The sequence below is a fragment of the Mycolicibacterium lacusdiani genome (assembly GCF_021916785.1).
Taxonomy (GTDB): Bacteria; Actinomycetota; Actinomycetes; order Mycobacteriales; family Mycobacteriaceae; genus Mycobacterium; species Mycobacterium lacusdiani.
The window spans coordinates 307,499-332,921 of the sequence record NZ_JAKCFC010000004.1 but is presented as its reverse complement, the minus strand read 5'-3'; the positions used below and the strand labels follow the sequence as shown (position 1 = coordinate 332,921).

The following is a 25,423-nucleotide window of genomic DNA, read 5'->3' as shown; positions in this document are numbered from 1 at the left end:
ACTTCGGTGGCAGCTGCCTCGTTGGGTGCGCCATCGCCGGGAAGACGCGGGGCGTAACTAACCCTGGTCTGCCGTCGAAGTCGAGTAATCCCATGACAGCGTCTTCACGGGTGTCGTGCGGATGTAGGCGGCGCCCGGCCTGGGTGCGGTGGGCCACTCGGCCTCTGGCACACCCCGTGCCCGGGCACCCTCTCTCGCGAGCTGAAGTGCCTCGCCCTCTTCGCGGACGATCCGGGCGTGACCCTGGAACATCACTCCCCGGATGTCCGCCATGCTCGAGCCGTCTTCGAGCAAGACACTCACGTTCGGGTTGTTCTCCACGTTGGCCACCTTTCGCGTCCCGTCTCGCACACCCATGACGATGTCGCGGCCAAGGCGAAAGTAGCCCAGGGGCACCGAGTGCGGGAAGCCATCCGCCTCGATGGTGCTCAGGACTGCCCACGATGGGCGGCTGTCCAGATACGCCTCAATCTCTTCGTCACTCATTCTTCGTGGCATGGCAAAGGGTAGCTCGCCGATCTAGGACAGCCCCGTCGACGACCGTCTGCGACGAGATATGGCGTCGACGCTCGCCGCGAGCAGCAGCACGCCACCGGTGACGAGGAAGTTGATGTAGGACGACTGGTTCAGCAGCCCAAGGCCGTTGGCGATCGTCGCGACCACCACGCCACCGATGACGGCGTCCAGCTCGCGGCCCTTTCCACCGAACAGACTGGTGCCACCGATGACGGCCGCGCCCACGGCGTACAGCAGCGTGTTGCCCGCCCCGGAGGACGCCGACACCTTGCCGGCGTAGGAGGCCGCGATGATCCCACTCAGCGCCGCCAGCGACGAGCACGCGATGAACACGGTCACCCGGATGCGGTCGACGGAGATCCCCGCCCGGCGCGCAGCCTCCGCGTTGCCGCCGACCGCGTAGATGTGCCTGCCGTATGACGTGCGCTTGAGCACCACGGTCATCACGATGAGTAGCAGGAGGATCAATGGCAGCACGTAGGGGATCCCGCTGATCTCGACCCGGGGGTTGACGCTGCGGTTGACGCTCAGGATGAACGTGACGCCCAGGACGACCGCCGCCACGGCGACTATCCGGCAAAACGGTCAACATGCTCAATCCGGGTCTGATCGTGTTTGGTGGGTTCCTACGGGTCTTCTGCGCCTACGCTCCCTCCGTGCTGCGCGAGGAACTGGCGCGGCGCAGCATGGGTGCCCCCGGTGACCTGGTCCGGGTGGTGCCTGCCACGCTTGGCGCCGACACGTTGGCCATCGGCGCGGCCGAGATGGCCTTCGGGCCCGTGCTGTTCGATCCCGCTGGGATCTGAGTGCCACTCGATACGGCCGGATTGCACGGCGAGCACCACCAGGGTGGACACTATGACGTGGCCCTTTCCGCAACGGTGTTCAAAGTCGAACTCGGCGTCTCCGACGTCGATCACGGTTACTACGCCGATCACACGCTGACGGTGGCCCGTCATCCCAGTGAGACCGACGAGCGGATGGTGGTGCGTCTGTTGGCCTTTGGGCTGCGAGCACACCGGCTCAGCGACGTCGACGGCGAGTTGGCTTTCGGGGCTGGCCTGTCCACTCCGGGCGTACCGGACTTGCGGCTCGCCGACTACACGGGCCGGATCCTGGAGTGGATCAACGTCGGCCAGCCCGATGAGCGCGTTCTGGGCAAGGCGGCCTGCAAAGCCGACCAGGTGCTGCTGTTCCCGTTCGCAGCCAGCGTGGCCACCTGGTGGCGCACCGTCGGCCCCAAGGTGGCGGGTCTGCCGAACCTGTCGGTGGTGCAGATACCGCACGAGCCGGTGCAGCAGCTGGCTCAGACTGTCGATCGACGGGTCGCGGCGCAGGTCATGGTGATGGAAGGTCTGGTGACGATGACCATTGGCGGAGTAGACGTCACCTTCACGCCTGAGCCGTTGAAGTGAATGTCGGCGACTCCGCCATCGAGGAACGCCCCACCCACGAACAGAACCGGACAATCGATGACCACCACCACACGTCTCCGAGCGACTGCGGTCTCTGCCGTCGTTCTTACCGCTGCGGTGTCGGGCTGCTCTTCGGCGTCCCTGGAATCGTCCGCCGCATCCTCGACCGTCCCAGTCACTCCGGCCGCATCGCGTCCGCTCTCGGATTTCGTCGAAGGTGTCCCGGAAGCCCCGCAGTACTCGTTCCACTCGTTCGCCACGCCGAGCGGTCGGATTCAGTGCCGCTTCGTGGACGGCGGCCTGGCTTGCCAAACTGGAGAGCATCCGCACACCGTCGCCGAGAGCGCACTCTGCGACTTCTACCCCGGCGTCGAGCAGGGTAATGCCGTGCGATTCGGCTACTTCGACGGTGCGCCCAAGCAGCCGTGCGCGACCATCATTCAGGGCGACGGATTCCAGTCGCCTCACACGTTGGCCTACGGCCAGAGCGTGACCGCATCGCTGCGGTCCGGGCTCACCGTCACGTGCACGTCGGCCAGGGACGGACTGACGTGCACCCAGGCCGGCGGGACCGGACCACGGGGCTTCTTCCTCTCGGCCGACACGTTCACCATCCTCTGACGCAGTCCCCTCAAAAAGTCAGGGGCCACCTTGAGACCGGCGGGACGGGCTCATCCTGGACGACCTCCCACGCGCTCAACCCGTGGGCAGTCCCTTGAAATTCGGCTCCCAGCCCAGCGCCGGGGCCACGTGAAGGGCGAACGTCTCGAGGATGTGGAGGTTCAGGTCCACCCCGAGCTGGCTGGGGATCGTGAGCATCAGCGTGTCAGCCGACTGGACAGCGGCATCGGCCTTCAATTGCTCGATGAGGACGTCGGGTTCAGCGGCATAGGTCTTGCCGAAGGTCGAACGGAAGCCGTCGATGATGCCGACCTGGTCTGCCGAGACGTCTCCCCGCGGGCCGAAGTAGCGCCGGTCCAGATCCGTGACCAGCGGGAAGATACTGCGGCTCACCGAGACTCGCGGAGTTCGCGAGTGACCTGCGGCCGCCCATGCCGCGCGGAACTGGTCGATCTGATCAGCCTGCAGGTCTGCGAAGGCATCACCGGTGGCCTCGGTCAGCAGCGTCGAACTCATCAGATTGACGCCTGCCGTGCCCGCCCATCTCGCGGTTTCCCGCGAGGCGGCGCCCCACCAGATGCGCTCGGCCAGTCCCGGCGAGTGCGGCTCGATGCGCAGCTTTCCGACTCGTCCGAACTGTCGGGGATCGGCGTCGGCGATACCCTCGCCGCGGACGGCACGCAGGAACAGGTCGAACTTGTCCCGGGCGATGTCGGCGCCACGCGGATCCGTGGAACCGGTGTAACCGAAGGCCTCCCACCCGCGTAGCGCCGGCTCAGGCGATCCGCGACTGACTCCTAGTGCCACCCGCCCCTCGGAGAGCAGGTCGAGCGCAGCCGCCTCCTCAGCGAGGTGCAGCGGATTCTCATACCGCATGTCGATGACACCGGTACCGACCTCGATCCGCTGGGTTCGGGCGGCGATCGCAGCGAGCAGCGGCATGGGTGCGGCGGACTGCCGAGCGAAGTGGTGAACGCGGAAGTATGCGCCGTTGACGCCCATCTCGTCGGCGCCCGTCGCGATGTCGACTGCATCGCGCAGCATGTCGGCGGCGTCGGGCCCGCCGGACCCGCGGGCGGACGCATAGTGCCCGAAGCTCAAGAATCCGAAAGCCTTCACGGCACCGCAAACCTCATTCGCCCTTCAGGTATTCCCGGGGTCTAGTCGCGACAGTCGGACGCCGGCCACAACCCCATCAGCCGCTTTGAAAGACTGCTAGTCATGGCCGACGCTCAGGACCTCCCACTGGCTGCACCGGGACAGACCCCGCGCCGAGTCATGACCATCGCCGGCTCCGATTCTGGCGGCAGCGCGGGCCTGCAGGCTGACATGCGCACATTCGCGATGTTGGGTGTACATGGGTGCGCCACACTGACGGCCGTCACGGTGCAGAACTCGTTGGGCGTCAGAGCGTTTCACGAAATTCCGGTTGACATCGTCGCAGGCCAGATCAGCGCGGTGGCGTCCGACATCGGCATCGAGGCCGCCAAGACCGGCATGCTGGCGTCCACCGCGATCATCAGGACCATCGTGGCGACGTGGAGGTCCGAAGGGCTCGACGGCACTGTCCCGCTGGTGGTCGATCCGGTGTGTGCGTCCAACGTCGGCGAGCCACTACTCCACCCCGATGCGCTGGACGCCATGCGCGACGATCTGATCCCACTCGCCACGTTGGTCACGCCGAACCTCGACGAGGTGCGACTGTTGGTCGGCATCGACGTCGTCGACGACACGACCCAACGCGAGGCTGCCCGGGCTCTGCACGCGCTGGGGCCGCAATGGGCGCTCGTGAAAGGTGGCCACCTGCGCACCTCGCAGACCAGCTCCGACCTCCTCTTCGACGGCTCCGAGTTCCACCAATTCGCCGCGGACCGGGTGGACACCCCCCACGATCACGGCGCCGGCGACACCCTTGCCGCGGCGATCACCGCCGCGCTGGCTCACGGCTACCCGGTTCCCGAGGCGGTCGGTTTCGCCAAGCTTTGGATCACCGAGTGCATTCGCGCCGCCTATCCGATCGGCCGAGGCCACGGCCCCGTCAACGGCATGGCCAGATTGCTCCGCTGAGTCCCACAGCGTCAGGACGAGAAGGATGTTCGAGCGTCCGTTGGGGAACGGCCGTCGGCGACTTCGACCCGGGCATTCGCCGACCGCCTAAGCTGTCGACATGCCTTCCCACCTGGAAGTCTGGAAGCCGACCGGACGGCAGCTCATCCCCCTCGGGAGTGAGCGAGTGACCGTCGGCAAGTCATCCACCAACGTCGTTTCGCTCGACCACGATTCGACCGTCTCGCGCGTCCATGCGGTGTTGGAGAACCTCGGCCACGCGTGGTCGGTCCGCGACGTCGGCAGCCGCAACGGCACCTACATCAACGGGGAGAAGATCTCGGCCGAACGAGTGCTGCGGTCCGGAGACGAGGTGCGGGTCGGCAAGACCAAATTGGTCTTCTGGGAGGTGCGGGACGCCACGACCCTTGGTGACGCCACGGTATCCGTCGCACCCACCCAGCCGCCTCCGCGCCTGACCCGTCGCGAACTCGAGGTGCTGGTGGTCTTGTGTCGGCCACTGGTTTCCGGCGACCCGTTCCCGGAGGCGGTATCCGTTCGGCAGATGGCTCAGGAGCTGTTCGTCACCGAGGCGGCGATCAAACAGCATCTGCAGAACTTGTACGACAAGTTCGCCGTACCGGCCGAAGGTGAGCGCCGGGTGCGCCTGGCCAACGAGGCCATCAGGCGTGGCGCTGTGACGTTGAAGATGCTGCGCGACAACGGTTCTTAGGTGAAGTCGAGAGCCTCGACCGTTCCGACGGCTCCCTCGTGCGTCGGCCGGTTGGCACCGCCAAATACATACACGGTATTGCCGACCGCGGCGACGGCTTCCCCATGGCGCGCCGTCGGCATCGGTGGCAGTGAGAGCCATTTCGAGTCGGCGATGTCGTACATCTCTGCGTCCGCCAGTACCTGCGTCGGTTCCTCGCCGCCGAGGGCGACGATCCGGCCGTCGATGTAGGCGGCGCCGTAGCTGCCGCGCGGAGTCGGCATGTCGACCAGCCTCGTCCACTGCCCCGATTTCGGATCGAAGCGCTCGAACGCCGCGGAGTTCTTGTCGGCGGAGAGGAAGCGTCCGCCGAGCGTGTACACGAAGGTCCCGTCCGAGACTGCTGCCAAGTGTTCGCGCGGAGTGGGTAAGTCGGCGGCGTCCTTCCAGGACTGCCCGTCGAACGTCTCGGTCTGTGCAACGAGCTGTTTTGCGTTCTGTCCACCGGCAACGACGAGCAAGTCCCCGACGACCGCGGCTGCGGCGGCCGCCCGGGCGTGGGTAAGATTCGGCAACTCCACCCAGGTATCACCGCGCAAGGCGTACACCTTGTTCGACGCGCTGGCGAGTTCGTCGGTGGCACCGCCGATGACCACCATCTCGCCGCGGTACGTCGTCGCGGTTGCGTGGTGCAACGGCACCGGCAACGGCGGTTGGGCCTGCCATGCCCCGATCCGCGGGTCGAAGCTCTGCACCACCTGAAGCGTGTCGCCCTGACTCATGCCGCCAGCCACGAAGATCTTGTCGTCCAGCACGGTCCACGCCATCATCAACCTGGGCGTCGGCGCGTTCGGCAGGGATTGCCAGGCAGATGCGGGTTGCAGCTTGCGAGGCGCGAGTTCGAGCGATTCGGCGGTCGACGTCACCTCACTGTTGCCGGTGCCGGTCGCGCCACCGATCACGAAGACGGATTTCTCCACTGCAGCGGCCGCCATCCCGTGGCGTGGTGTGCTCATGTCGGGCAGCCCCGCCCATGTCTTCGTGGCGAAGTCCATCACCGAAACGGCCTTGAGCACCTGGCCGTCCGACAAGCCGCCGACGGCGATGAGGCGCGCGTCAGCGATGGCGACGCCCAGGTCGCTGCGCGGCTGCGGCATCGCAGGCATCGCCGTCCATGAATCAGCGGCCGGGTCGTAGGCCTCGACCGTCGGCAGCTCAACGGTGCCGTCGGATCCGCCGACCGCGTACATCACCCTGTCGTCCGAGGCCGCACCCAACAACATTCGGGGAGTGGGCATTTGGGCTCCGAGCTTCCACGCGGTGCCGTCGAAGATCTCCGTGGTGTTGAGTGGCTTGCCGCCGACGCCGACGCCACCCGTGACCACGAGGCGGTCCCCGACCATTGCGGCTGCGCCCGCCGCACGCGGTTGCAGCAGCGGTGGCAATTCGACCCAGCGACTGTTGACGACCCGCCAGACCTTGTCAGTCGCAACCTGCGTGTTGGCACCCTCGGCGCGCCAACCGCCCAACACGCACGGGGTTCCCTGCCACGTCACCGCCATCGCGTGCTGAACCGGAACGGGAAGTTCGTCGCCGCCCTTCCAGCTGTCGATGGCGGGGTCATAGCCTTCATGGCGACCGCTGACGCTGCCATCGCTTTCCAGCCCCCCGAAACTCCAGATGGTGCCGTCAGACTGGGTCGTCGCAGCAGCCTCCCGGGCCACCCGGGCATTCGTGATCGGTTTCCAGCCAGCCTGGGCCTCGGCCGTTGGGTCGCTTGCGACGGTCGGGTTGCTGCCGCCACCGGTGCCTTCGTCAGGCGACGACACCAAGTAGATACCCCCAGCCACCAGCAGCACCACTGCGATGGCGGCCGCGGCGACCACCAGCCACGATCTTCGATTCCGGGGCTTCTCAATGATGCTGGTCGACCCCTCGGGCCCGGGCGGACCCGGCGGGCTTGGCGGGCTTGGGGAGATCGGCCCCGCCGGGCCACTCACGTTCGACATTGGCGGAGACGGCGGAGGTCCGGTCATGGCGAGGGACGCCGCTTCTGATAGGTCGGTTCGTTCGGCCGCCGGGAGGTGGATCGCGGCGGTCCCCTGCGGCGGTTTCGACTGGCCGGCGGTGTCGCTGAGCACCATCGAATCGGCGATCAACCCGTTGTGACGCTGCGCCGCCTGGAGCTCGCGACCGAATTCCGCCGCCGAAGCATGGCGTTCGGTTGGATCCTGTGACATCGCCTTCTCGATCACGGCGCACACATTGGCCGGAATCCCCTGCGGCCGCATGTCCGGCACCGGAGTCGAACTGATCCGCAGATAGTGTGCGACGAGATCCTCGCCGTCCCTGCGTTCGTGTGCGGCCACCCCCGCGATGAGCGCATAAATCGTGGCACCGAGCGAGTACACGTCGGACACCGCGGTCGGCGAACTCCCGCCGAGCACTTCGGGAGCGGTGTATGCGATGGTGCCGGTGAAGAATCCGGTCGCGGTTTCGTATCCACCGACGATCCGCGCAATCCCGAAATCACTCAACTGCGGTTCGCCGTAATCGTTGACGAGCACGTTGCCGGGCTTGATATCGCGGTGCAACGTACCGATCCGGTGCGCAGTTTCCAGCGCGCCGCACAACTTCACCGCGATACGCAACGCGTCTGGCCATGCGATCCGGCCGACCCGCTGCAACCGCTGCGCCAGCGACCCTGCTTCGTGATAGGGCATCACGATGTATGGCCGGTTGGTCTCGGTGACGCCGACCTGCAGGATGTCTTCGATGTTCGGGTGACCGGAGAGCTTTCCCATCGCCAAACCCTCGCGCAAGAATCGTTCACGATTGTCTTGGTCGAGATCGGACATCAAGACCTTTATCGCGACGGTGCGCGCGAGTGACGTCTGGTGGCAGCGGTAGACCACGCCCGCGCCACCTCGCCCCACTTCGAGAGCGTGCAGGAAGCCTGCGGCTTCCAACTCAGCAGCGATGCCGCCCCCACCGGAGGGTTTGGTGCCCTCTGCACGTTCTCCGGCCATAGCGCCGTATTTTCCTCCGATGTGGTGCGGCTGATTCGCGATTTGCTAAATCGACGACTTTCAGCCCGATGGCGTCCGGATTCGCGCTCCCCGAAGAAGCTCTACTCGACGCGCGACTCGGCCCGCCACCAGCTACGTGGTGGCGGGCCGAGAGCGGTCAGGTCAGCGGATGGCCGCGATACGAGGCAGGTCGGTGAGGACACCTATTCTCGACGGGCCGTTCGGCTTGACGCCGCCCGTGCTGGCGACGACGATCGATCCGCCGCGGCAGGTCACGGTCTTGCCGTCGACGAGGACGCTCTGGCCCTCGTCGATCGGGATGTCGTAGCCGTCTTTGTCGGTGTAGTGGCAACCGCCGCTGTCGTTGTTCTGGATGGGCTGGGCGTTGGCAACAGCCGGGGCCAGGGCGACGAAGGCGAGGGCGAGGGCGCCGAGCAGAGTCGCTGCGTACTGGAAGCGGGTCAGGGTGCGGATCTCGGTCATTTCGGTGTTTCCTCTCGAAGGTGGTTTCTGTGTTGAGAGCAATGCTGCCGTTTTCGACGTGCCCTGGTAATCGCCCAGAAGCCAGACTTCGTCCTGTCGCGGGGGGAGCATTTTCTATCCCCCAGGTAAGGTCCGCGCGCATTAGAGCCGGCGCCATTCGTGAAACGACTGGACGGCGCCGGCTGTCGGGCTGAGCAGAGTGAGGCGGCTAGCTCGATCCGATCGCGTCGACGAGACTCGCTGCTGGACAATCACTCTCGCCTCGGCCCAGTCGGCGATCGCAGAGTCGGCGTCACACCGACGCGGCATGCGGACATCGACACGAACCATCCGTCTGCGCAGCCTCGGGCCCCTCAGCCCATCGCACGTACCAGGACGCCCCAACCAGGTTCCGCGCTTGAGCCATCCGGGCGCCGACAGACCTACCGCAGCAGTCCGCCCGGGCCGTGACAGCACGGCCCGGGCGGATCGGGTTGGCGAGTCCCCGCGACTCAGAAGTACGTCGTCGCCGTCGTGCTCGTGCCGTTGTCACAAGTGATCGTGACAGTCCAGTTCCGGAATCGCGGAACAGCCGGGACGATCCGCAGGTCGTACTTGGAGTTGGCCGGCAAGGCGAAGCTGCGGTTGAAGCCATCAGTCGCATACGTGCACTGCGAAGACACTCCACTTCGGTCGGTGATGTGAGCGACCATGCCACCCAAGACGGTGTCGAACGAGACCGTCGGCCCTAGCTTGGGCGCAGGCGGCGGTGGCGGCGGATCATTCGGGGGCGGTGGAGTGGACCCATTCGCGCAACCCGACACGATGATCTTGGCGCCCTGCTGATTCTGAAGCATGCTCTTGGCCTTGCTCTGGGCGACGGCGAGCGACGGGTCGGACGCCCCAACCTCTTCGCCGTAGTCATTGGAAGCGGCCGCCCCGCATTCGTTCGTAGCGATCACCACGGTCACGCAGTGGGTGCCGCCGTTGTTCACACAGTTCGTGAGCGCCCCTTGGCCCGCCTGGTCTCGGGTACCGCTGATCGCGGAGCCTCCGGCCATCGTGACGGGGGGATTCTCGCTGACGTATCCGAGCGCCAGTGCGATGTATTGGTCGGCTGCCTGCGCTGGCGCCGCTGCACCCAACATTCCGGCGGCCGTCGCCGCCACGGCCAGTAGGGTCGCGGCGATGGTTCGGCCGCGGTGACCCGCACCGCCCTGATGAGTAGTCATAGTCGTTGTCCCTTGCAGTAATTGGGTTCCCTAGTTGGTTCACCCCTGTTGCAATAGTCGCGTTCAGCAAGGGCCCGGGTAATCGCCGGGAAGCCACAATCCTCTGGCTCAAGGGCAGGTTTTCCTATCCGCCAGGCAAGATGGCATCCGCCACGCAGGGGGCGACCGACGTGGCCTTGCGCCGTTCGGTACCGATACGTACCGTAATCGGTACTGCCGTGTACCGATTTGTGGAGGTCAAACGACGTGGCTCGGGCAACGACTGATCCGGTACGGCTGCCTCCGTCGCCGCGCATCCCGAGGCTCCTGCAGGGAATCGGCTTCCTGACCGCCCGCGACCGCGCGGTGGCGCTGTTGAGCCGTAGGTACGGCTCGGAGTTCGTGCTGAACCTGCCCATCTTCGGGTCCGCTGTGGTGATCAGCGATCCAGCGCTGGTCAAGGAGGTGTTCACGACGAATACCGACATGATCGGTCGCGCGGGAACCCTGGGCGAGGTGCTCGGCCCCGGCTCGACGTTCAGCCTCGACGGTCAGGCGCACCGCGCCCGCCGCAAGCTGCTCGTCCCGCCGTTTCACGGCAAGCGGATGCAGGGTTACGAGCACATCATTGCCGAGGAGGTTCAGCGCGAGAGTGCGACATGGGTCGAGGGCGAGGAGTTCGAGACGCTGCCCTCGATGATGCGGATCACCCTCAACGCGATCCTGCGCGCAGTGTTCGGCGCCGACGGCGCGGCGCTTGAGGAGCTGCGCGAACTGCTGCCGCCGATGGTGCTCCAGGCGTCACGGCTGGCCGTCCTGCCGCCGTCGTTCAGGCGCAACTACGGCAGGTGGAGCCCTGGCGCTCGCCTGACGGAATCGCGTCGCCGGTACGACGCTGCCATCGCCCGCCTGATCGCCGACGCCCGCCGGGACACGAACGCCGCCGACCGCAGTGACGTTCTCGCGATGCTGCTCTCAGCCCGTTACGAGGACGGGTCGCCGATCACCGACGACCACGTGGCCGACGAACTGCTCACCCTGCTCGCCGCCGGCCACGAAACCACCGCCACCACACTGGCCTGGGCCGTCGAGCGGATCACCCGCCATCCCCGCCTGCTCACACGCCTCACTGAGGAGACCGCGCGTGGCGGGTCGGACCTGTTGCAGGCCACCATCTTCGAGGTGCAACGGGTCCGCCCGGTCATCGACGGGTTCGCGCGTGTCACCAAGCAACGGATCAGGCTGGGTGAGTACGTGCTTCCCGAGCGGCAGGTGATGCTGGTGAGCATCTCGCTGGCCCACGCCGCCGAACGCAGCTTCACCGATGCCAATGCGTTCGACCCCGACCGCTTCGTCGGCAATCCGCCGGACAACCACGCGTGGATTCCGTTCGGCGGCGGCGTCCGGCGCTGCATCGGCGCCGCGTTCGCGAACATGGAGATGATGGTGACGTTGCAGACCCTGCTGCGCGAGTTCGAGTTCCGCACCACCTACGCCGACGCCGAACCCGTTCACTCCCGTGGCGTCGCGAGTGCCCCGGGGCGAGGTGGACGTGCGGTCGTCTACCGCCGCCGGACGCCGCAGGACGTCACGAATGCCGGTCAAGCCCGGGTGTCGGCATGAGCACCGACGAGACGGTCACCGAGGAACTGGTCGACGTCGGCCGCGGAATCACGCTGTGCCACGACGGATTCGGCGATCCCGGTGACCCGCCGGTGGTCCTGATCGCCGGCCTTGGTCAGCAGAAGCACACCTGGCCCGCAGGTTTCGCCGCGGCGCTGGTGGAGCGCGGGCACCGCGTCATCAGGTTCGACAACCGCGACGTCGGGCGGTCGACGCACATGGACTTTCCCGCCCCGAAACCCGTGGCGATGCTGCGCGGGGGGAACCATCCGCGCCAGTACCACCTGGGCGACATGGCGCGCGACACGGTTGGTCTGCTGGACGCGCTCGGTCACCGCGACGCGCACCTGGTCGGCGTCTCGATGGGCGGCATGATCGCCCAGACCGTCGCCGCGCACCATCCCGGCCGGGTGCGGACGTTGACGTCGATCATGTCGACCACGGGCGCCCCGCGGATCGGCAGGCCCGCGGCGTCTACGTGGTGGAGACTGGCCACGTCGAAGCCGGCACGCACACGTCAGCAGGCGGTCGACGGCGCAGTGGCGACGTTCCGTCACATCGGTTCACACGGTTATCCGTTCGACGCGCAGTGGGTGGCCGAGAAGGCCGGTGAGGCATGGGACCGCGATCCCACCACCGACGGCGTCAGCCGCCAGCTCGCGGCCATCTTCGCCTCCGGCGACCGGACCGCGGAACTCGCCGCCATCGACGTGCCCACGCTCGTCATCCACGGCGACCGCGATCGCATGGTGCACCCGACCGGTGGCGCGGCGACCGCGCGAGCCATCCCCGGCGCCCGCCTCGAGACGATCGTCGGCATGGGCCACGACCTACCGACGGGCGCGTGGGCTCGGCTACTCGACCTCGTCAGCGACCAACTCGCCAAGACGATTACAGATCCTGAACCGCTCTAACCACTCCTAGTCGTCTCCTTGCTAGCGAAAGGAGACGGGGTGGGACGGGGACCACTCCCACACCCCGTTCTGCCGAGTGGCGCTGTCTCGTTTCCTGTCCGCACTGCGTGTCCCAGAACTCGCTGCCCGGAGTTGGTGTGGATGCGCGCTGGGGATGACCTTCAGGGCGAGAAACTCACTCTCATGTCCGATTGAACATCGTGTGGACACTTGATTTCCGAAGTGGCCCGCAAGTTTGAGAAGCCACAACCGCCCCTGTGGCTTCTCGAGTTTCATGTCCGCCTTGGTCTCCTGCGGGCCGCACCCGCTCACTTGGCGGCTTCGGCATTCTGCAAGGTCTAGCGTGGGCGCAATGGGTTTGTTCAGCCATGAGGAGTTCCGCGACCCGGACGAGGGCGTTGCTGGCGGCGCTAGTGGCGGGGCCGTTGAGAGGGCTCGCGGTGCTGATGTCGACGTATTTGGGTCAGATCATCCGGTGGTCGTTGGTCCGGGGTCACCGCCCGAGGATGGTTCTTGCGGTCAATTCGCCGTGCAGTTTCACGTGTCGACGTCGATGCTGTTCGGGTTGAGACGTATTGCTGATATGCGCGGGGTCAGCGTGCCGGAGGTGTGTCGGCAGGTGATCGGTGTGTTCGTCGCCCAGCAGGAGGGCGAATTGGGTGCGTTGCTCGCTGCCGAGACCGAAGTGGCGGACTACCGGCCGAGTTTGGGTGACGCATAGGCGCACCCGGCTGGGGTGGATCACTCGGACAGTGCCGTCGGCCACTCAGATCGGCGTGGGTCCGAAACGCCCGGCACGCAGCATCCGCGGGTGTGGTCCATCCCCGGCGTTGGCCAGCGGCCGGCCACCAGTGCTACCGCTGGCTCGATGGGCGGAAACTCACTCGAATATCCAATTGGACATCAGATGAACATTTCATTTGAGAACTGGACATCAAACTTCAGAAGCCACACCCCCAATGTAGATTCTCAGATCCACTGTCATATGGCCGAGCGGTTGACCTGCGACGACTTCGATTTGCCTCACGTCATGTCACACGGAACCTGTCTCATTTTCGTGTCATATCCTGTGAGCGCATCTCCGGTAGGCGGTGAACCACAGACTCGCACCTGTCTCGGGGCCACGGAGCGCTCGTTATTTCGTCACGTGATGCAGCGGTGCTCGCACGATGGCACACCCGATACGGAGACAGAAGTGTCGGTCCGCTGCCCCAACGTGCTGGCCATCGGGACTGAGAGAACAGTGGGCATTGCTCTGTCTTGGCTTTCGCGGAATGACAGCCGTGAGCCGTGTTCTCTCACGACCGCTTTTTCTTGGGCTGTCATGGATATTCGTCATTATCCATGAAATAAGCGGCGTGTTCTATCGAGGGAGCCCGAACTGTTCAGGGTCGAGCAGGTGTCGGAGCGGCGGCTTACCCCGCCTCAGCCGCCGTGCGCATTGCTTCGCCGGACTCAGCGAGGTCGGCACCGCAGAAATCCGCTGAACCCTCCGCCGCCATGACGAGGCTCATCGTAATTCCCCAGTTGTGCTCGGCGAAATTCCTCACCTGTGAGCGGTCTTCACTGTAGTGGGTGTCGGGTCCCGGTGGTTGTTCTGCGGAGTTTCTCTGATCGGGCGTTGTGGTCTCGTAGGCGGTAGGAGTCGCCGTCGAGGTTGAGCACGACCGAGCGGTGCAGGAGACGATCGAGCATGGCCGCGGCAACGGTGTTGTCGCCCAGAACTTCTCCCCAGGATCCGACACCGCGATTGGTGGTCATGACGATCGAAGTCTTCCTATACCGTTGTGAGACAACCTGAAACAACGCCGCGGCTGCTTCGCCGGGCAGCGGCAAATAGTCCAGTTCATCGATCACCAGCAGTGTCGGGCCGGCGTAGAACCGCATCGTGGTGGCCCACCTGCCCTCGATGGCGGCACGATGGCAGCGGGCCGCGAGGTCGGCGGCAGTGGTGAAGTAGGTGCGGTACCCCGCATGCGCTGCAGCCCTTGCCAATCCGACCGACAAGTGAGTCTTGCCGACCCCCGGCGGGCCGATCAGCAGGACGTTGGTTGCGGTCTCGAGGTAGCGGCCGGTGGCCAGTTCGTCGATCATCTTGCGGTCGACCCCAGCGGCGGCGTCGTAGTCGAAGTCCTCCAGCGAGGCGGGTGTGGGCAGGCAGGCGAATCGCAACCGACCAGCAAGTCGGCGTGCTTCGGTGGCCTCGACTTCAATCGAGAGCAATCGGTCCAGGGCGGCGGTCATCGATAGGTCCTCCGCCGATGCCTGGTCCAGGACCGAGGGCAGCGCCTCGGCCGCGTCGTGCAGTTTCAGCACTGCCAGATGCCCTCGCAGGCGTTGATAGAGGCTGGCCGCTTCGGCGGTGTTCGGCGTTGGCAGACGGTCCGCAGATTGGCTGGTGGTGGGGTGGGTCACGACAGGGTGTTCCTTCCACGGGCGGCGCGCTCGTAGACCGACAGGTCGTAGAGGACCGCAGTAATGACATCGGATTGTGTTGTGGTGAAACCAGACTCAGAGGTATGAGTTCCGGTAGTGGTCAGGGTGGGCAGATCGTGGCGTAGTGCCGCGGCCGCAGCGAGGGCCTGGGTGCCGGGTGGGATGCGTTCCTTGCGGCGGTGTGGCCGCCCAGTGTTCGCGCCCGCCATCGCGGCCTGCTCCAGTGCGTAGACGTGGCCATGATCGCGCACCATCGCCCCAGTCCCATCAGGTGCGAGTCGGTGCCGCGCGATGGTGATCCCCGACGCGGTGAGGACGTCGATGACATCGGTACCGAGTACCTGGTTGACGTTCACACTCGCCGACGCGAGTTCCGGTGGCACCGAATACCGGTTGCCGCGATAAGAGATCAGCGCCTGGCGCGAGACCACCCGCTCTGTGGTCAGGATCGCCGGATAGGCCGTGGCCGGCATCGGATGCAACCCCTCACCGCTGGCAAGAGAAGCCACCGAGACCCTCCCGTCGACGGTGGGGCGCAACCGGGTGTCACCGCGGCGCAGACAGAACCTGTCGAGACTGTCCTGCGCCTGCTCGACAGTCACGTCGTCCGACAACGTTCGCCACCAGCGTTGCGCAGCAGTGTGATTGGACTTCTCCACCCCGCCTTTGCGATTGCCGCGTCGCGGCGGGCAGATCGCCACCGACACCCCGTAGTGTTTGGCCACCCCGGCGAAGCTGGCCGTCAGCTTCCCGGACTCCGGGTGACACACCGTGGCCATCCGATCGAACCGCCATACCCGACTCACTCCACCGAGTCCTCGGCAGATCCGGTCGAGCCCATCGATCACCCGGGGCTGGGTCATGTCTGAGGCCAGGACGCCGCGCCACTTGGCCGAACACGCCAGGGTGCCGACGAACAGGTGCGCCATCGAACCCCATCCCCACGACGCCGGCGGGTTCGGCAGATCCAGCCAATCCCATTGCGTCTCTTCCCCTGGCGGGTGGTCGATGACGGCGTTCGGTCTCTCGGTCGCGGTCAGGCATGCCTGACACACCGGGCGCAGCTTGCGGTCGCGGACCTGGCGGGTCAGCGTCTGATACGACATCGCGTACCCGAGGTCCTCGAGTTCGTCGCACAGCGTCCGGATCCACAGATGCGGATCATCGAGCAGGCGTGCAGTCACGTATGCGACGAACACCTCGAAGGCATCCACCACAGGGCGTTTGCGCACCCCAGGGGTGCTGGTGCCGTTCAAATAGCCGCGGATGGTCTTGCGGTCACGGCCGGTGTGCCTGGCGATCGCCGAGATCGTCCAGCCTCGTTCGCGTAGGGCATGTACTTCCACATCGTCCTCCCATGTCAGCATGAGAAAGCGGGTCTCCTTTGATAGCCGATGCGTGGTCAGAGACCATCAGCATCAAGGGAGACCCGCCCTCTTTGGCGGTGCCACACAGGTGGGGAATTTCGATGAGCGTTACTGGGGAATTTCAGCGAGCGCCGTCAGCCACTCTCGATCTCGGTACGACGGCGATGATCTTGCTGAAGTCAATCCTGGTCAATGCTCCCACCGCGCTGCGCGAGCAACTCAACCTTGTCGAAGATGGCGCTGATTCACCGCTGTCCGGCCTACATCCGGGCTCCACCACCACCGTCGGGGCCGCTACCACACGCTGCGTTCGATCGCACGGGGCTGGGTGCGACTCAACGACAAAATCACCGCCCACGAGGAGGTCCTCGCCGAACTCACCACCGCATCGGCGCCGCAGCTGTCAGCAGCCTTCGGCCTGGCGCCGACGTCGCCTCCAAGATGCTCATCGTCGCCGGCGACAACCCCGAGAGGGTCCCCTCTGAACCGGCTCGGGCCCAGCTCTGCGGGCGTGGCACCCATCCCCGCGTCCTCCGGGATAACCACCCGCCACCGGCTCAACCGCGGCGACCACCGACAAGCCAACGCTGCCCTCTGCCGCACCGTCATCGTGCGGATGCAGCACCACGAACCCATCAAGGCCTACGTGGCTTGTTGGCGCTGAAGCAGCACCACTCCCAGCGTGCATTCGCTCACAATGTTCAGGTCGGTCCCGACAGACGCCGTCTATATGACCATAATGACAGGTGCGACGCTTAGTGGACATCTCGTGCATGTTTCGCAGGCCGCGCATTTTGAATTGGCCGGATCGGCGATGAGGTGAATGAGTATGGTTGCTGACGGCCAGCGATCCGAGAATGCCGTACAGAAGATTCTGGTGGGCACCATGAAGGCCCTGAGCAGGCAGGGTACGCACAAGCTGTCAGTAAGCGACATATGCGAAGCGTCGCAGGTGGCGCGCGGCACCTTCTACCGGTATTTCGATAGCAAAGAAGAAGTCCTAGCCCATCTCGGGCGCCACTTCGAGGAGGGCGTCGCCGAGGCGTTCGCGGCGGCAATCGCGGCCAATCCCGACCCTGGGTCGCGGGTCCAGGTCGTCTTGGAGACCTTGACCGCCCAGCGCGGCGGCGGGGATTTGAACCGCATGCTCGACGTGGCACCGGAATTCACGCTGGCGTTCCTCCGCGACACGTTCCCCAACCTGATCGACGTGGTCGTCGAGGCGCTCGGGCCCGCCGCCGACGAGTCGCCCCTGGTGATATCTGGAACCTTGACCAAACATCAGCTTGGCGATCTCTTTCTGCGCAGCGTGATGTCGACGTTGTTCCTGCCGGGAAGCCAGTCAGATGAGGTCCCCGCGCTTGCGGCCTCGCTGTTCGCCATCGCCCCAACCGGCAAGCCGAAGGCCCGTCGGAAACCGAGTTCCAAAGCCGGCTGAAACCGACGCGCGACGCGTTAGCCCTCTGAAGGCAAGAGCATCGACTGCCATGTGCGATTTCCTGCAGCGTTTTGAGCGAGATTGGCTTGTGCGTACAGACGCCCGTCGGGCCCGACGTAACTGCCGGTGACCGGGTCGTAGGTTGCGGCCGCGATCGGCGGTAGCGCCGGCGCGGGCACGGGTGGAACCGCTACCGACGGCGTGCCCGGCGGCAGTTGCGGCACGCCCTGCCCCGACAGGGTTGCGTTCGGGTCGCCCTTCCAGTTGTAGCCGTCGTTGAGAGGAACGTAGTTCTCCGTGCTTTCACACATCTTGACCGAAGGTGCGCGCTTCCCGGGGACCGTCTCGCACGGTATGTTCCGTGCGCCACGGACGTTGATCGCCGAGTCCTGCGGCACCCGGCAATACAGGTCGCCCTCGGGACGGGGCGGATAGTCCACCTCACTGGCTGACCGCCGCTGCTGAGCCGGTAGGAACCCGGTCGAACAGGGCGCAGGCAGATTCAGGTTCAGATTGAAGTCCAGATAGAAACCCTTGTAGTCCTGCTTGGTGGCCAGATTGGGCACGACGCCGCCGCCCATGATCGCGGTGCCGTGTGGCAGCAGCACCAGCAACTGCTCGATGCCGTTCTGGTAGGTGACGGCGACTTCGCCGACACTGACGAGATTGGCCAGCAGGATCGGCAGCGTCGGCTGCAAGCGTTCGAAGAGCTGTCGGACCTCGTCCGCCGACTTTGGCCCCTGTTGCAACAGTCCGTTGACCGCGGTGTCTTGTTCCTCGAGCTGGCCGGTGAGGTTCGCCAGGTTTGCGGCCCAGTTCTGGATCGAGTCCGACGTATCGACCTGGGAGTTCAACACAGGCGGGGACTGATCAATCAGCGTGGTCAACGAGTCGAGGTTCTTCCTCGCATCGCTGGCCAACTTCGTCGAACCCTTCACGATTCGGGACAGTTCGGGCCCGAGACCTCCCACGGCCGTATAGCTCTCGTCGATGACAGTCTTGAGGTTGTCCTGCGGGATCGCCTCAAGAGCTATGTTGGTGGCGTCGAGCAGCGAGTTGATGTCGGGCGGCACCATGGTGCGCGCAATCGGTACGACGTCCCCGTTTCGAAGCGGCCGGGACTCGCCGTCGCGCGGTAGCAGAGCGACGTACTGTTCGCCCACTGCTGACTGACTATGGACTTCCGCATCGAGGTCCGACGGGATGTCGATGCCCGCTTTGAGTGAGAGCACCGCCTCTACGCCCGCCTCGGTTATTCGGACGTCCGTTACCCGGCCCACTTCCGTACCGCGATATGTGACGTTTCCGCCGGCGTACAAGCCTCCCGAGTGAGGCAGCGCAACGGTTACCGTGTAGAGCCCGAACCCGGGAATGAGGTTCGACACCTTGACGTACCCGAAGACGGTCACGCCCATGGCAATGAGGGAGACCGCCGCGAAGGCAGCCAGCCTGATCAGTACGCGCCTCTCCAAATGCATGCTAGGGCCCCTGATTCGACTGATAGGGAAACGTCAGCGGATTTACCGAGGTATAGGGGCTGGGTTGCTGTCCGATCGTGCGCCCCCACTGCATCTCCAGCTCGGTCAACTCTCCCTCGAAGCGGGTCCCGGTGAGAAACGCCGAATCGAGCCGACTCAGCGTCAGATCGAGGACGAGCGTGAGGTTGGCGAAGTCACCCCGGAACCAATTCGGGATCGTCTCCTTGTTCCATGGAAACGTCGTCAGAAAGCTCAGTGAACGGGTGAGCGACGGACCCGCGTCTGCCAACGACTTCAGGACCGGTCCCAGGTCCTTCAGCTCCTGAACGAGGGCGTCGTTGGTTTGATCGACGGTGTCCGCGGTCAGGGCACTGAACTTCCCGAGCTTGTCCAGCACCTCGACCAGGTTCTGGCGCTGCTCCTTGAGCACCGACAGGGCTTCGGGAAAGGTCTGAAGAGCACGATCGAGCACGGGTCGCTGATCGGAGAACTGAGCGACCAGATCGTTGACGCTCTCGGTTGCCTCGATGATGTCGCCGCTCTGCGCACTGAGTCGCCCTATGAACTGGTCCAACTGCTCGATCAAGCTGCGCAGATCGCCCTCCCGGCCGGCGAACGCGGTGCTGAACGCCCTGGTGATGTCCTGAACCTGGCCGATACCTCCGCCATTGAGCACCAGCGACAGGGCCGCCAGCGTCTGCTCGGTGGTTGGATAGCTACCCGCCGCCGTCAACGGGATCACCGACCCATTGCGCAGCTTGCCTTCCGGCGGCACACCCTTCGGTGGTGCCAGCTCCACGTGTAGCGAACCCAACAGACTGGTCTGGCCGATCGTGGCGACCGCGTTGGCGGGCAGGTCCACGCCGCCATCGATCCGCATGGTCAGCAACGAGTGCCAATCTTCGCGCTCGATCTTCACGACGTTGCCGACCGTCACGTCACCCACGCGGACGCGTGAGTTCTGCTGAATGTTGGTGACGTCCGGCAACTGTGCCTTGACCTCGAATGAACCGGGGCCACCGCCTGCGGTACCAGGCAGCGGCATCGAGTTGAGGCCGCGCCACCCGCAACCCGACAGCACCGGGGCAGCGAGCAGCACCACCAGCCAGCCGGCGACGCCGACCCGGATCGGGCGCCTCACGAGCCACCCGCATGCGGAACCATCAGCCCGGGCAGGCCCTCGTCCGGATCCGTTGGAACCGCCTCGGCAGGCAAGGGTGCGGCGTTGCCGTCGGCCACGGGTGGCCCCGTGGGCATGGGGGGGATGTAGTCCGGCCGCAGCCGGTCCTCGCTGTAGGTGACCTCGTTGGGGCGGGCCTGAGTGCCGACGAAGAGGTTCTCGCCGAGCGGCGGAAAGTTCAACTGCCGGTTCTTGATGATCGGTGCCAAGTACTGCACGCAAAGCTTCGCGGATGCCTCCGCATTGAGTCGTGCCGCCGCCTGTATCGCGCCACACAAAAAGGTGATCGGGCTGGCGAAATTGTTGAGCATCAACGCTCCGGACAGTGCGCCCTGGGCCGGCTGCCAGATGTTGTTGTAGTTGTTCAGTGCCGTCGGAGCGACGTGCAGTGTCTGCTTGATGTCGTCGAGGCTGTCGACCACGGCCCGCGAAACGGAGGCCAGCTTGTCTGATGTGGTCCCGAAGGGATCGCGGTTCTCCGCCACGAAACCCTGGACATCCCCGACCGCCACGTTCAGGTCCTTGATGGCATTGCCTACGGCGTCCGGATCGGCGGAGAGTAGAGCGGTGACGGAGGCGACGTTGCGGTTCACGTGACGCATCAGGTCGGTGCTGCCCTGCAGCGCCGAGACGAGGACCGAAAGGTTCTTCACCGTGCTGAAGATGTCGGTGCCGTGGTCGCCCAGTACCGAGATCGCCTGGGACAACTTGATGATGGTGTCCCGAATGTTGGCGCCTTCACCACGCAGATTGTCGGCCGCGGTGTTGATCAGCGATCCCAGCGGGGCCACCCCGCCCGGCTCGGTGGGCTGCAAGGTCTGGCTCAGCTTGTCGAGCTGCGCGCGAAAGTCGTCCCATTCCACCGGCACGGCAGTGCGCTCTTCGGGAATGACGGCGCCATCGGTCATGGTGGGTCCGCTGGTGTACGCCGGCGTCAGCTGAATTGCCCGAGACGTGACGAGCGCAGGCGACAGGATTGCCGCCTGAACGTCGGCAGGCACCTGGAATTCGCCGTCGTACCAGAAGGTGATCTTCGCGCGTCCCGGCTGTGGCTCGATCATCTCTATCTTGCCCACCGGCACCCCAAGGATCTGCACTTCGTCGCCGGCGAAGATGCCGTTGCTGTTGTCGAAATAGGCCGTGAGGGTGATCGTGTCGGTGTGACCGGCATCAGGGATGACGGTCAGCCCGCCTGCCACCAGCAGCAGGACCAAGGTGACCGTCAGCGCCGCCCGAAACCTGCGCAGCTTGGTCATGGCGTTGCCTCCGGCATGACCGGACCAGGCACGTAGCCGGCAGGGGGTCCCGGCGGTGGCCCACCGGGCGCGGGCTGCGGGAGGGGTGGCTGATAGGGGTAGCGCGGATCGCCGGGATTGCCGGTGATGGCGTCAGGGAGAGTCAATTTGGGTTCGCCGCCCTGCCCGGTACGCGGAAACGGCACCGGCAGTGCGGGAGTGCCGGGCTGGCCGACCTCGGGGTCGGTGCGCTCGGACGGTAGCAGCACACTCGGGTCCAGACCGAGGTCGGAGAACGCAGCGTCGACGAACGGCTGGATGAACTGCCCGGGCAACAGATTCGCGACGTAGGCCTTGAAGAACGGGCCGGCAGCAACTGCCTCGCCCAGCGAGGTGACATAGGAATTGAGCATCTTGATCGAGGTCTGCACCCGCTCCTTGCGGTTGTCCACGATGGTCAGTACGCCGTTGAGCTTGTCCAGCGCCGCCCGGAGTTGCGTACGATTGTCGGCGACCAGACCCGAGAGCTGTTGGGAAAGTGCGGAGATGTTCGCCGACACCGTGCGAAGCGCGGCACTCTCGTTCTGTAGTTCCGCCATCAAGGCGTTCGTGTTCGAGATCAAATTCACGATCTGCTCGCTCCGTTCCGACAGCACGGCGGTCACCTTGTTGACGTTGGCTAGCAGGGTGCGTAGTTGTGCGTCCCGCGCGTCGATCATCTCCGAGAAACGGGCGACACCTGAAACGGCTGCTCTGAGTTCGGGCGGGGTCTCGGCGAAGGTCTCGGCCAGAGTCGACAACGACTCCGACACCTGGTCGGTGTTCAAGCCGCTGATCGTGGTCGTGAGGTCGCCCAGCGCATCCGGCAGCTGGTAGGCGGAGGTCGTCCTATCGAGCGGAATCGCGCCCGACAGTTCGCCATTTCCCCGTGGCGTGACCTCCAAGATCTTGGTGCCGAGCAGGCTCTTGGTCTTCACCGCCGCTTCGGTTCGGTCACCGAGCTCGACGTCCTTCGACACGTCGAAGGTGATCAGGACCCGCGGCCCGTCCAGCGTGATGCTCGACACCTGGCCGGCCCGGGCGCCGAAGACCTGAACGGCAGCGCCCGAGCGCAGCCCACCCGCCTCCGCAAAGTACGCCGAGTAGACGTGTCCACCCGAGAAGAACGGCAATCTGTCGTATTGGGTTGCACCCACCACGATCCCGACGGTCATAGCACAGCCGATCGCGCCGACGACCACGCGATTGCGTTCGGCGAAGGACTTCATAGCGGCGCGCACCTTCCGGTCGTTTGGCCGGCCAACTTGACGAACACCGGCTGGCCGCCCTTCCCGTTGACCTTGAGCACCAGGTCACACAGGTAGAAACTGAAGAAGTCGCCATAGAGTCCCTGCCGGCCGAGCTGCTGATACGCGTCCGGCAGTGTGTTGAGCAGGTCATCGAAGTACGCGTGGTCCGCCACGACGATCGATGTGGCGCGGTCGGATTCGGCAACGGCGGTCCGCAGTGGTGGACGCGCCTGGGTCAACAGGTCAGCGACCGAGGCTGCGCCGGCGTCGAGATTGGCCACTCCGCGGCTGACGTCGGTCCTGCGGTCGGCCAGCCCCTCGACCAACTCCGACAGCGAATCCACCGCTGTGCCGAACTGGTCGCTCTGATCGCCCAGCGAGGCAAGCACGTTGTTCAGGTTGACGATCACCTGGCCGATGAGGTCGTCGCGATCGGCCAGCGTGTTCGTCAGCGCCGACGTCTGAGCGAGGAACGATCCCACGGTTACGCCCTGCCCTTCGAATGCGGCGATCAGTTGACCCGTAAGTGCGTTGACCTGTTCGGGATCCAAGGCGCGGAACAACGGCCGAAAACCGCCGATGAGCGCATCCAGGTCGAGGGCCGGCGCGGTTCGGTTCAACGGGATGGTCTGGCCGGACTGGAGTCGGCGAGTCGGGCCAGCGCCCTCCTCCAAGGCCAGGAAGCGCCCGCCGATCAAGTTGTCGTAGCGGACCACCGCCTTCGTACCTGAAGTCAGAACCACTGAATCGTCCGCAGTGAATTCCACCAGAGCAAACGAATTGTCCTTGATGACAACCTTTTTGACTTTACCGACCTCGACACCCGCGATGCGGACGAAGTTGCCCTCCTCCAGTCCCCCCACGTTCGAGAACTCCGCGTTGTAAGACTTCTCCTCCTGAAACCTCAGCTGCCCGAACACCGCATACAGCCCGAACAGTGTCAGCAGGCAAACCGCGACGAAGATGGCCAACCGCCAGAGCGCGCCAGCCAGGTTGTCCCTCACGGCTGCGTTCCCGGCACGTCCGGCGGAATGGCCACGGGCGGCAGAGCGGGCAACGGGAGGGTGGGCGACGTGCCGGGCGGCGGCGGATGGAGCGGCGTCCCGTCGGGCCCGTATTGCGGCGCACCGTACGGCGGTGCGCCCGGGTAGGGAATCGGCCCGATCGCCGGGGGACCTTCGCCACGAATGCTCGGGGCCTGCGGAACTGCGCGTGTGGCAGGCAGGTAATTGGCGTAGAAGGGGTGGCCGATTCCCGGATTCGGGCGGATGTCGAGGCCTGTCCCCCACCCGGTATCCGAGACCAACTGGCGGACAGGGTAATTCTTGCTGGGATCTGGAAGCGATCCGCAGCCTGGTTTGCCTCCCGGCCCGCCCTTGGCCGCGACCACGGGCAGGTTCACCGGATACTTGTACTCGTCGTCGCCGAGGAGGAAGGTCGCATCCAGAATGCCCGACCTGCCGTCCCCTGCGCCCAGCGCATCCCGACCCCCGTTGTCGAGGAACCACGTCGCGCCGAGGAGCATGCAGGTGTAGGACGGGCTGTACTTCATCAGCAGGTTCGTAGTGGGTTCGAGCACGTTGACGGCTTTGACGAGGTCACTCTGACTTGGCTGGATCAGATTCGTCCCCGCCTGGGCGAATCCGACCACGTTGAGGAGCAACGCGTCGAGATCAGCCGCCCGGTTCGTGATGGTGGTGCTCGTCGTCGAGACCGACGACAGTGTCTTCAGAATGTCCTGCGCTGCCCCGCCATACGCGCGGCTGAATCCACTCAGCGAGCGTAGGTCTTCCCGCACCGTGTCCATCCGAGGGTTGACCGCCAGCAAGACTTCGTTCGCGTCGGTGGTGGCGGCGCCGATGTCCTCACCCTGCCCGCGGACTCCCTCGGCCAGGGCGGTGAGCGTGGCGTTGAGCTTGGCAGGATCGAGCTGCGTGAGTACTTGGAGCAAGTTCTGAAAGACGGTGTTGACCTCGGTGCTGACATTTCTCGACTGCAGGACTGCCCCGGCCGCCAGGCGCCGGGCCTGCGGATGTTCGGGATAGATGAGGTCGACGTACTTGGCGCCGAAGACCGTGGTGGCCCTGATCTGAGCGCTGACGTTGGCGGGAAGCTTGTCCATCTCCTCGGAGTCGATCTCGAGCTGCAGCTTCACCGATTGAGTTCCCGCACTCAAGGAGCGGACCTGACCCACTTGCACGCCGCGGAACCTGACCTTGCTGCCCGGTTCCATCACCAGACCGGAGCGGTCCGAGGTCAGTGTCACCGGCGCGGACGATCGGAATGACCCATTGAACAAGGCCCATGACAGCGTCACGAGCCCGATCACGACGGTCAACAGGATCGTCGTCCACCAACCGAGGTGCTTATCACCAGTGCCCATGAATCCCATTGCGTTACCGGCAGACCCGGATCGAGTGTCCGACCGGAGAGCAGCGCCACGAAGTCGGA

Annotated in this window: 23 protein-coding genes and 1 pseudogene; 10 read left to right on the top strand and 14 right to left on the bottom strand. The window is 65.3% G+C overall.

Annotation, left to right across the window (positions count from 1 at the left end; genetic code table 11):
• Positions 1 to 57: 57 nt before the first annotated feature.
• Together LOK44_RS15205 and LOK44_RS15200 are read right to left on the bottom strand one after the other, a co-directional pair.
• Positions 58 to 486, bottom strand: coding sequence for a pyridoxamine 5'-phosphate oxidase family protein (locus LOK44_RS15205; RefSeq protein WP_237570883.1), 429 nt, complete (start codon positions 484 to 486; stop codon positions 58 to 60).
• 33 nt (positions 487 to 519) lie between these two features.
• Positions 520 to 1,092: pseudogene (locus LOK44_RS15200) on the bottom strand (ABC transporter permease subunit); the annotation flags it as partial.
• Positions 1,093 to 1,172: 80 nt separating this feature from the next.
• Between LOK44_RS15200 and LOK44_RS15195 the strand changes: the two are divergent.
• From LOK44_RS15195 to LOK44_RS15185, 3 genes are all read left to right on the top strand, one after another.
• Entirely contained in the window at positions 1,173 to 1,322 is a 150-nt protein-coding gene (locus tag LOK44_RS15195; RefSeq protein WP_308192749.1) for a hypothetical protein, read from the top strand.
• 57 nt (positions 1,323 to 1,379) lie between these two features.
• A complete protein-coding gene (locus tag LOK44_RS15190; protein ID WP_237571186.1) occupies positions 1,380 to 1,931 on the top strand; it encodes a YaeQ family protein in 552 nt (183 codons plus the stop codon).
• A 288-nt stretch (positions 1,932 to 2,219) separates the two neighbouring features.
• Complete coding sequence (locus LOK44_RS15185; protein WP_237570882.1) at positions 2,220 to 2,552, top strand: hypothetical protein; 333 nt, start codon at positions 2,220 to 2,222, stop codon at positions 2,550 to 2,552.
• Between the two features lie 75 nt (positions 2,553 to 2,627).
• On the opposite strand, the gene LOK44_RS15180 is transcribed toward LOK44_RS15185, so the two are convergent.
• Positions 2,628 to 3,671 carry an LLM class flavin-dependent oxidoreductase gene (locus tag LOK44_RS15180; protein WP_237570881.1) on the bottom strand — a complete coding sequence of 348 codons (1,044 nt, stop codon included), beginning with the start codon at positions 3,669 to 3,671 and terminating at the stop codon, positions 2,628 to 2,630.
• Positions 3,672 to 3,773: 102 nt separating this feature from the next.
• Between LOK44_RS15180 and thiD the strand changes: the two genes are divergently transcribed.
• Both thiD and LOK44_RS15170 read left to right on the top strand, forming a co-directional pair.
• Positions 3,774 to 4,619 (top strand): bifunctional hydroxymethylpyrimidine kinase/phosphomethylpyrimidine kinase, encoded by an 846-nt coding sequence (gene thiD / locus LOK44_RS15175; protein ID WP_237570880.1) that lies wholly within the window; start codon positions 3,774 to 3,776, stop codon positions 4,617 to 4,619.
• A 100-nt stretch (positions 4,620 to 4,719) separates the two neighbouring features.
• Positions 4,720 to 5,331, top strand: coding sequence for an FHA domain-containing protein (locus tag LOK44_RS15170; protein WP_237570879.1), 612 nt, complete (start codon positions 4,720 to 4,722; stop codon positions 5,329 to 5,331).
• Here LOK44_RS15170 and LOK44_RS15165 read toward each other — a convergent pair.
• From LOK44_RS15165 to LOK44_RS15155, 3 genes are all read right to left on the bottom strand, one after another.
• Positions 5,328 to 8,339, bottom strand: coding sequence for a serine/threonine-protein kinase (locus LOK44_RS15165; RefSeq protein WP_237570878.1), 3,012 nt, complete (start codon positions 8,337 to 8,339; stop codon positions 5,328 to 5,330). The genes LOK44_RS15170 and LOK44_RS15165 overlap by 4 nt on opposite strands.
• Before the next feature lie 162 nt (positions 8,340 to 8,501).
• Entirely contained in the window at positions 8,502 to 8,822 is a 321-nt protein-coding gene (locus LOK44_RS15160; protein ID WP_237570877.1) for a hypothetical protein, read from the bottom strand.
• 491 nt (positions 8,823 to 9,313) lie between these two features.
• Positions 9,314 to 10,033, bottom strand: a complete 720-nt coding sequence (locus LOK44_RS15155; protein WP_237570876.1) for a DUF4189 domain-containing protein — start codon at positions 10,031 to 10,033, stop codon at positions 9,314 to 9,316.
• Positions 10,034 to 10,279: 246 nt separating this feature from the next.
• Between LOK44_RS15155 and LOK44_RS15150 the strand changes: the two genes are divergently transcribed.
• From LOK44_RS15150 to LOK44_RS15140, 3 genes are all read left to right on the top strand, one after another.
• On the top strand, positions 10,280 to 11,635 hold the full coding sequence (locus tag LOK44_RS15150) for a cytochrome P450 (RefSeq protein ID WP_237570875.1): 1,356 nt from the start codon (positions 10,280 to 10,282) through the stop codon (positions 11,633 to 11,635).
• On the top strand, positions 11,632 to 12,549 hold the full coding sequence (locus LOK44_RS15145; protein ID WP_237570874.1) for an alpha/beta fold hydrolase: 918 nt from the start codon (positions 11,632 to 11,634) through the stop codon (positions 12,547 to 12,549). Before LOK44_RS15150 ends, LOK44_RS15145 begins: the two co-directional genes overlap by 4 nt.
• Before the next feature lie 352 nt (positions 12,550 to 12,901).
• A complete protein-coding gene (locus tag LOK44_RS15140; RefSeq protein ID WP_237570873.1) occupies positions 12,902 to 13,270 on the top strand; it encodes a hypothetical protein in 369 nt (122 codons plus the stop codon).
• An 842-nt stretch (positions 13,271 to 14,112) separates the two neighbouring features.
• Here the strand turns inward: LOK44_RS15140 and istB are convergent.
• Both istB and LOK44_RS15130 read right to left on the bottom strand, forming a co-directional pair.
• Positions 14,113 to 14,964, bottom strand: a complete 852-nt coding sequence (istB, locus tag LOK44_RS15135) for an IS21-like element helper ATPase IstB (protein ID WP_237570872.1) — start codon at positions 14,962 to 14,964, stop codon at positions 14,113 to 14,115.
• The gene (locus LOK44_RS15130; RefSeq protein WP_237570871.1) at positions 14,961 to 16,352 is read right to left on the bottom strand and encodes a Mu transposase domain-containing protein; all 1,392 of its coding nucleotides are present in this window, start codon (positions 16,350 to 16,352) and stop codon (positions 14,961 to 14,963) included. Before LOK44_RS15130 ends, istB begins: the two co-directional genes overlap by 4 nt.
• A 328-nt stretch (positions 16,353 to 16,680) precedes the next feature.
• On the opposite strand from LOK44_RS15130, the gene LOK44_RS30115 reads away from it, so the two are divergent.
• On the top strand, positions 16,681 to 17,016 hold the full coding sequence (locus LOK44_RS30115) for a transposase (protein WP_372481246.1): 336 nt from the start codon (positions 16,681 to 16,683) through the stop codon (positions 17,014 to 17,016).
• 165 nt (positions 17,017 to 17,181) lie between these two features.
• Positions 17,182 to 17,790, top strand: a complete 609-nt coding sequence (locus LOK44_RS15120; protein WP_237570870.1) for a TetR/AcrR family transcriptional regulator — start codon at positions 17,182 to 17,184, stop codon at positions 17,788 to 17,790.
• 17 nt (positions 17,791 to 17,807) lie between these two features.
• Here the strand turns inward: LOK44_RS15120 and LOK44_RS15115 are convergent, their stop codons facing one another.
• Genes LOK44_RS15115 through LOK44_RS15090 form a run of 6 tightly spaced genes read right to left on the bottom strand, consistent with a single transcriptional unit; the run spans position 17,808 to position 25,355 of the window.
• Positions 17,808 to 19,268, bottom strand: a complete 1,461-nt coding sequence (locus tag LOK44_RS15115) for an MCE family protein (RefSeq protein ID WP_237570869.1) — start codon at positions 19,266 to 19,268, stop codon at positions 17,808 to 17,810.
• Position 19,269: 1 nt separating this feature from the next.
• Positions 19,270 to 20,409 carry a virulence factor Mce family protein gene (locus LOK44_RS15110; protein ID WP_372481245.1) on the bottom strand — a complete coding sequence of 380 codons (1,140 nt, stop codon included), beginning with the start codon at positions 20,407 to 20,409 and terminating at the stop codon, positions 19,270 to 19,272.
• Positions 20,406 to 21,704, bottom strand: a complete 1,299-nt coding sequence (locus LOK44_RS15105; RefSeq protein ID WP_237570868.1) for an MCE family protein — start codon at positions 21,702 to 21,704, stop codon at positions 20,406 to 20,408. Before LOK44_RS15105 ends, LOK44_RS15110 begins: the two co-directional genes overlap by 4 nt.
• Positions 21,701 to 22,951 (bottom strand): MCE family protein, encoded by a 1,251-nt coding sequence (locus LOK44_RS15100; protein WP_237570867.1) that lies wholly within the window; start codon positions 22,949 to 22,951, stop codon positions 21,701 to 21,703. Before LOK44_RS15100 ends, LOK44_RS15105 begins: the two co-directional genes overlap by 4 nt.
• Entirely contained in the window at positions 22,948 to 23,976 is a 1,029-nt protein-coding gene (locus LOK44_RS15095; protein WP_237570866.1) for an MCE family protein, read from the bottom strand. The genes LOK44_RS15100 and LOK44_RS15095 overlap by 4 nt, the downstream gene beginning before the upstream one ends.
• The gene (locus LOK44_RS15090) at positions 23,973 to 25,355 is read right to left on the bottom strand and encodes an MCE family protein (RefSeq protein WP_237570865.1); all 1,383 of its coding nucleotides are present in this window, start codon (positions 25,353 to 25,355) and stop codon (positions 23,973 to 23,975) included. Before LOK44_RS15090 ends, LOK44_RS15095 begins: the two co-directional genes overlap by 4 nt.
• Positions 25,356 to 25,423: the final 68 nt, after the last annotated feature.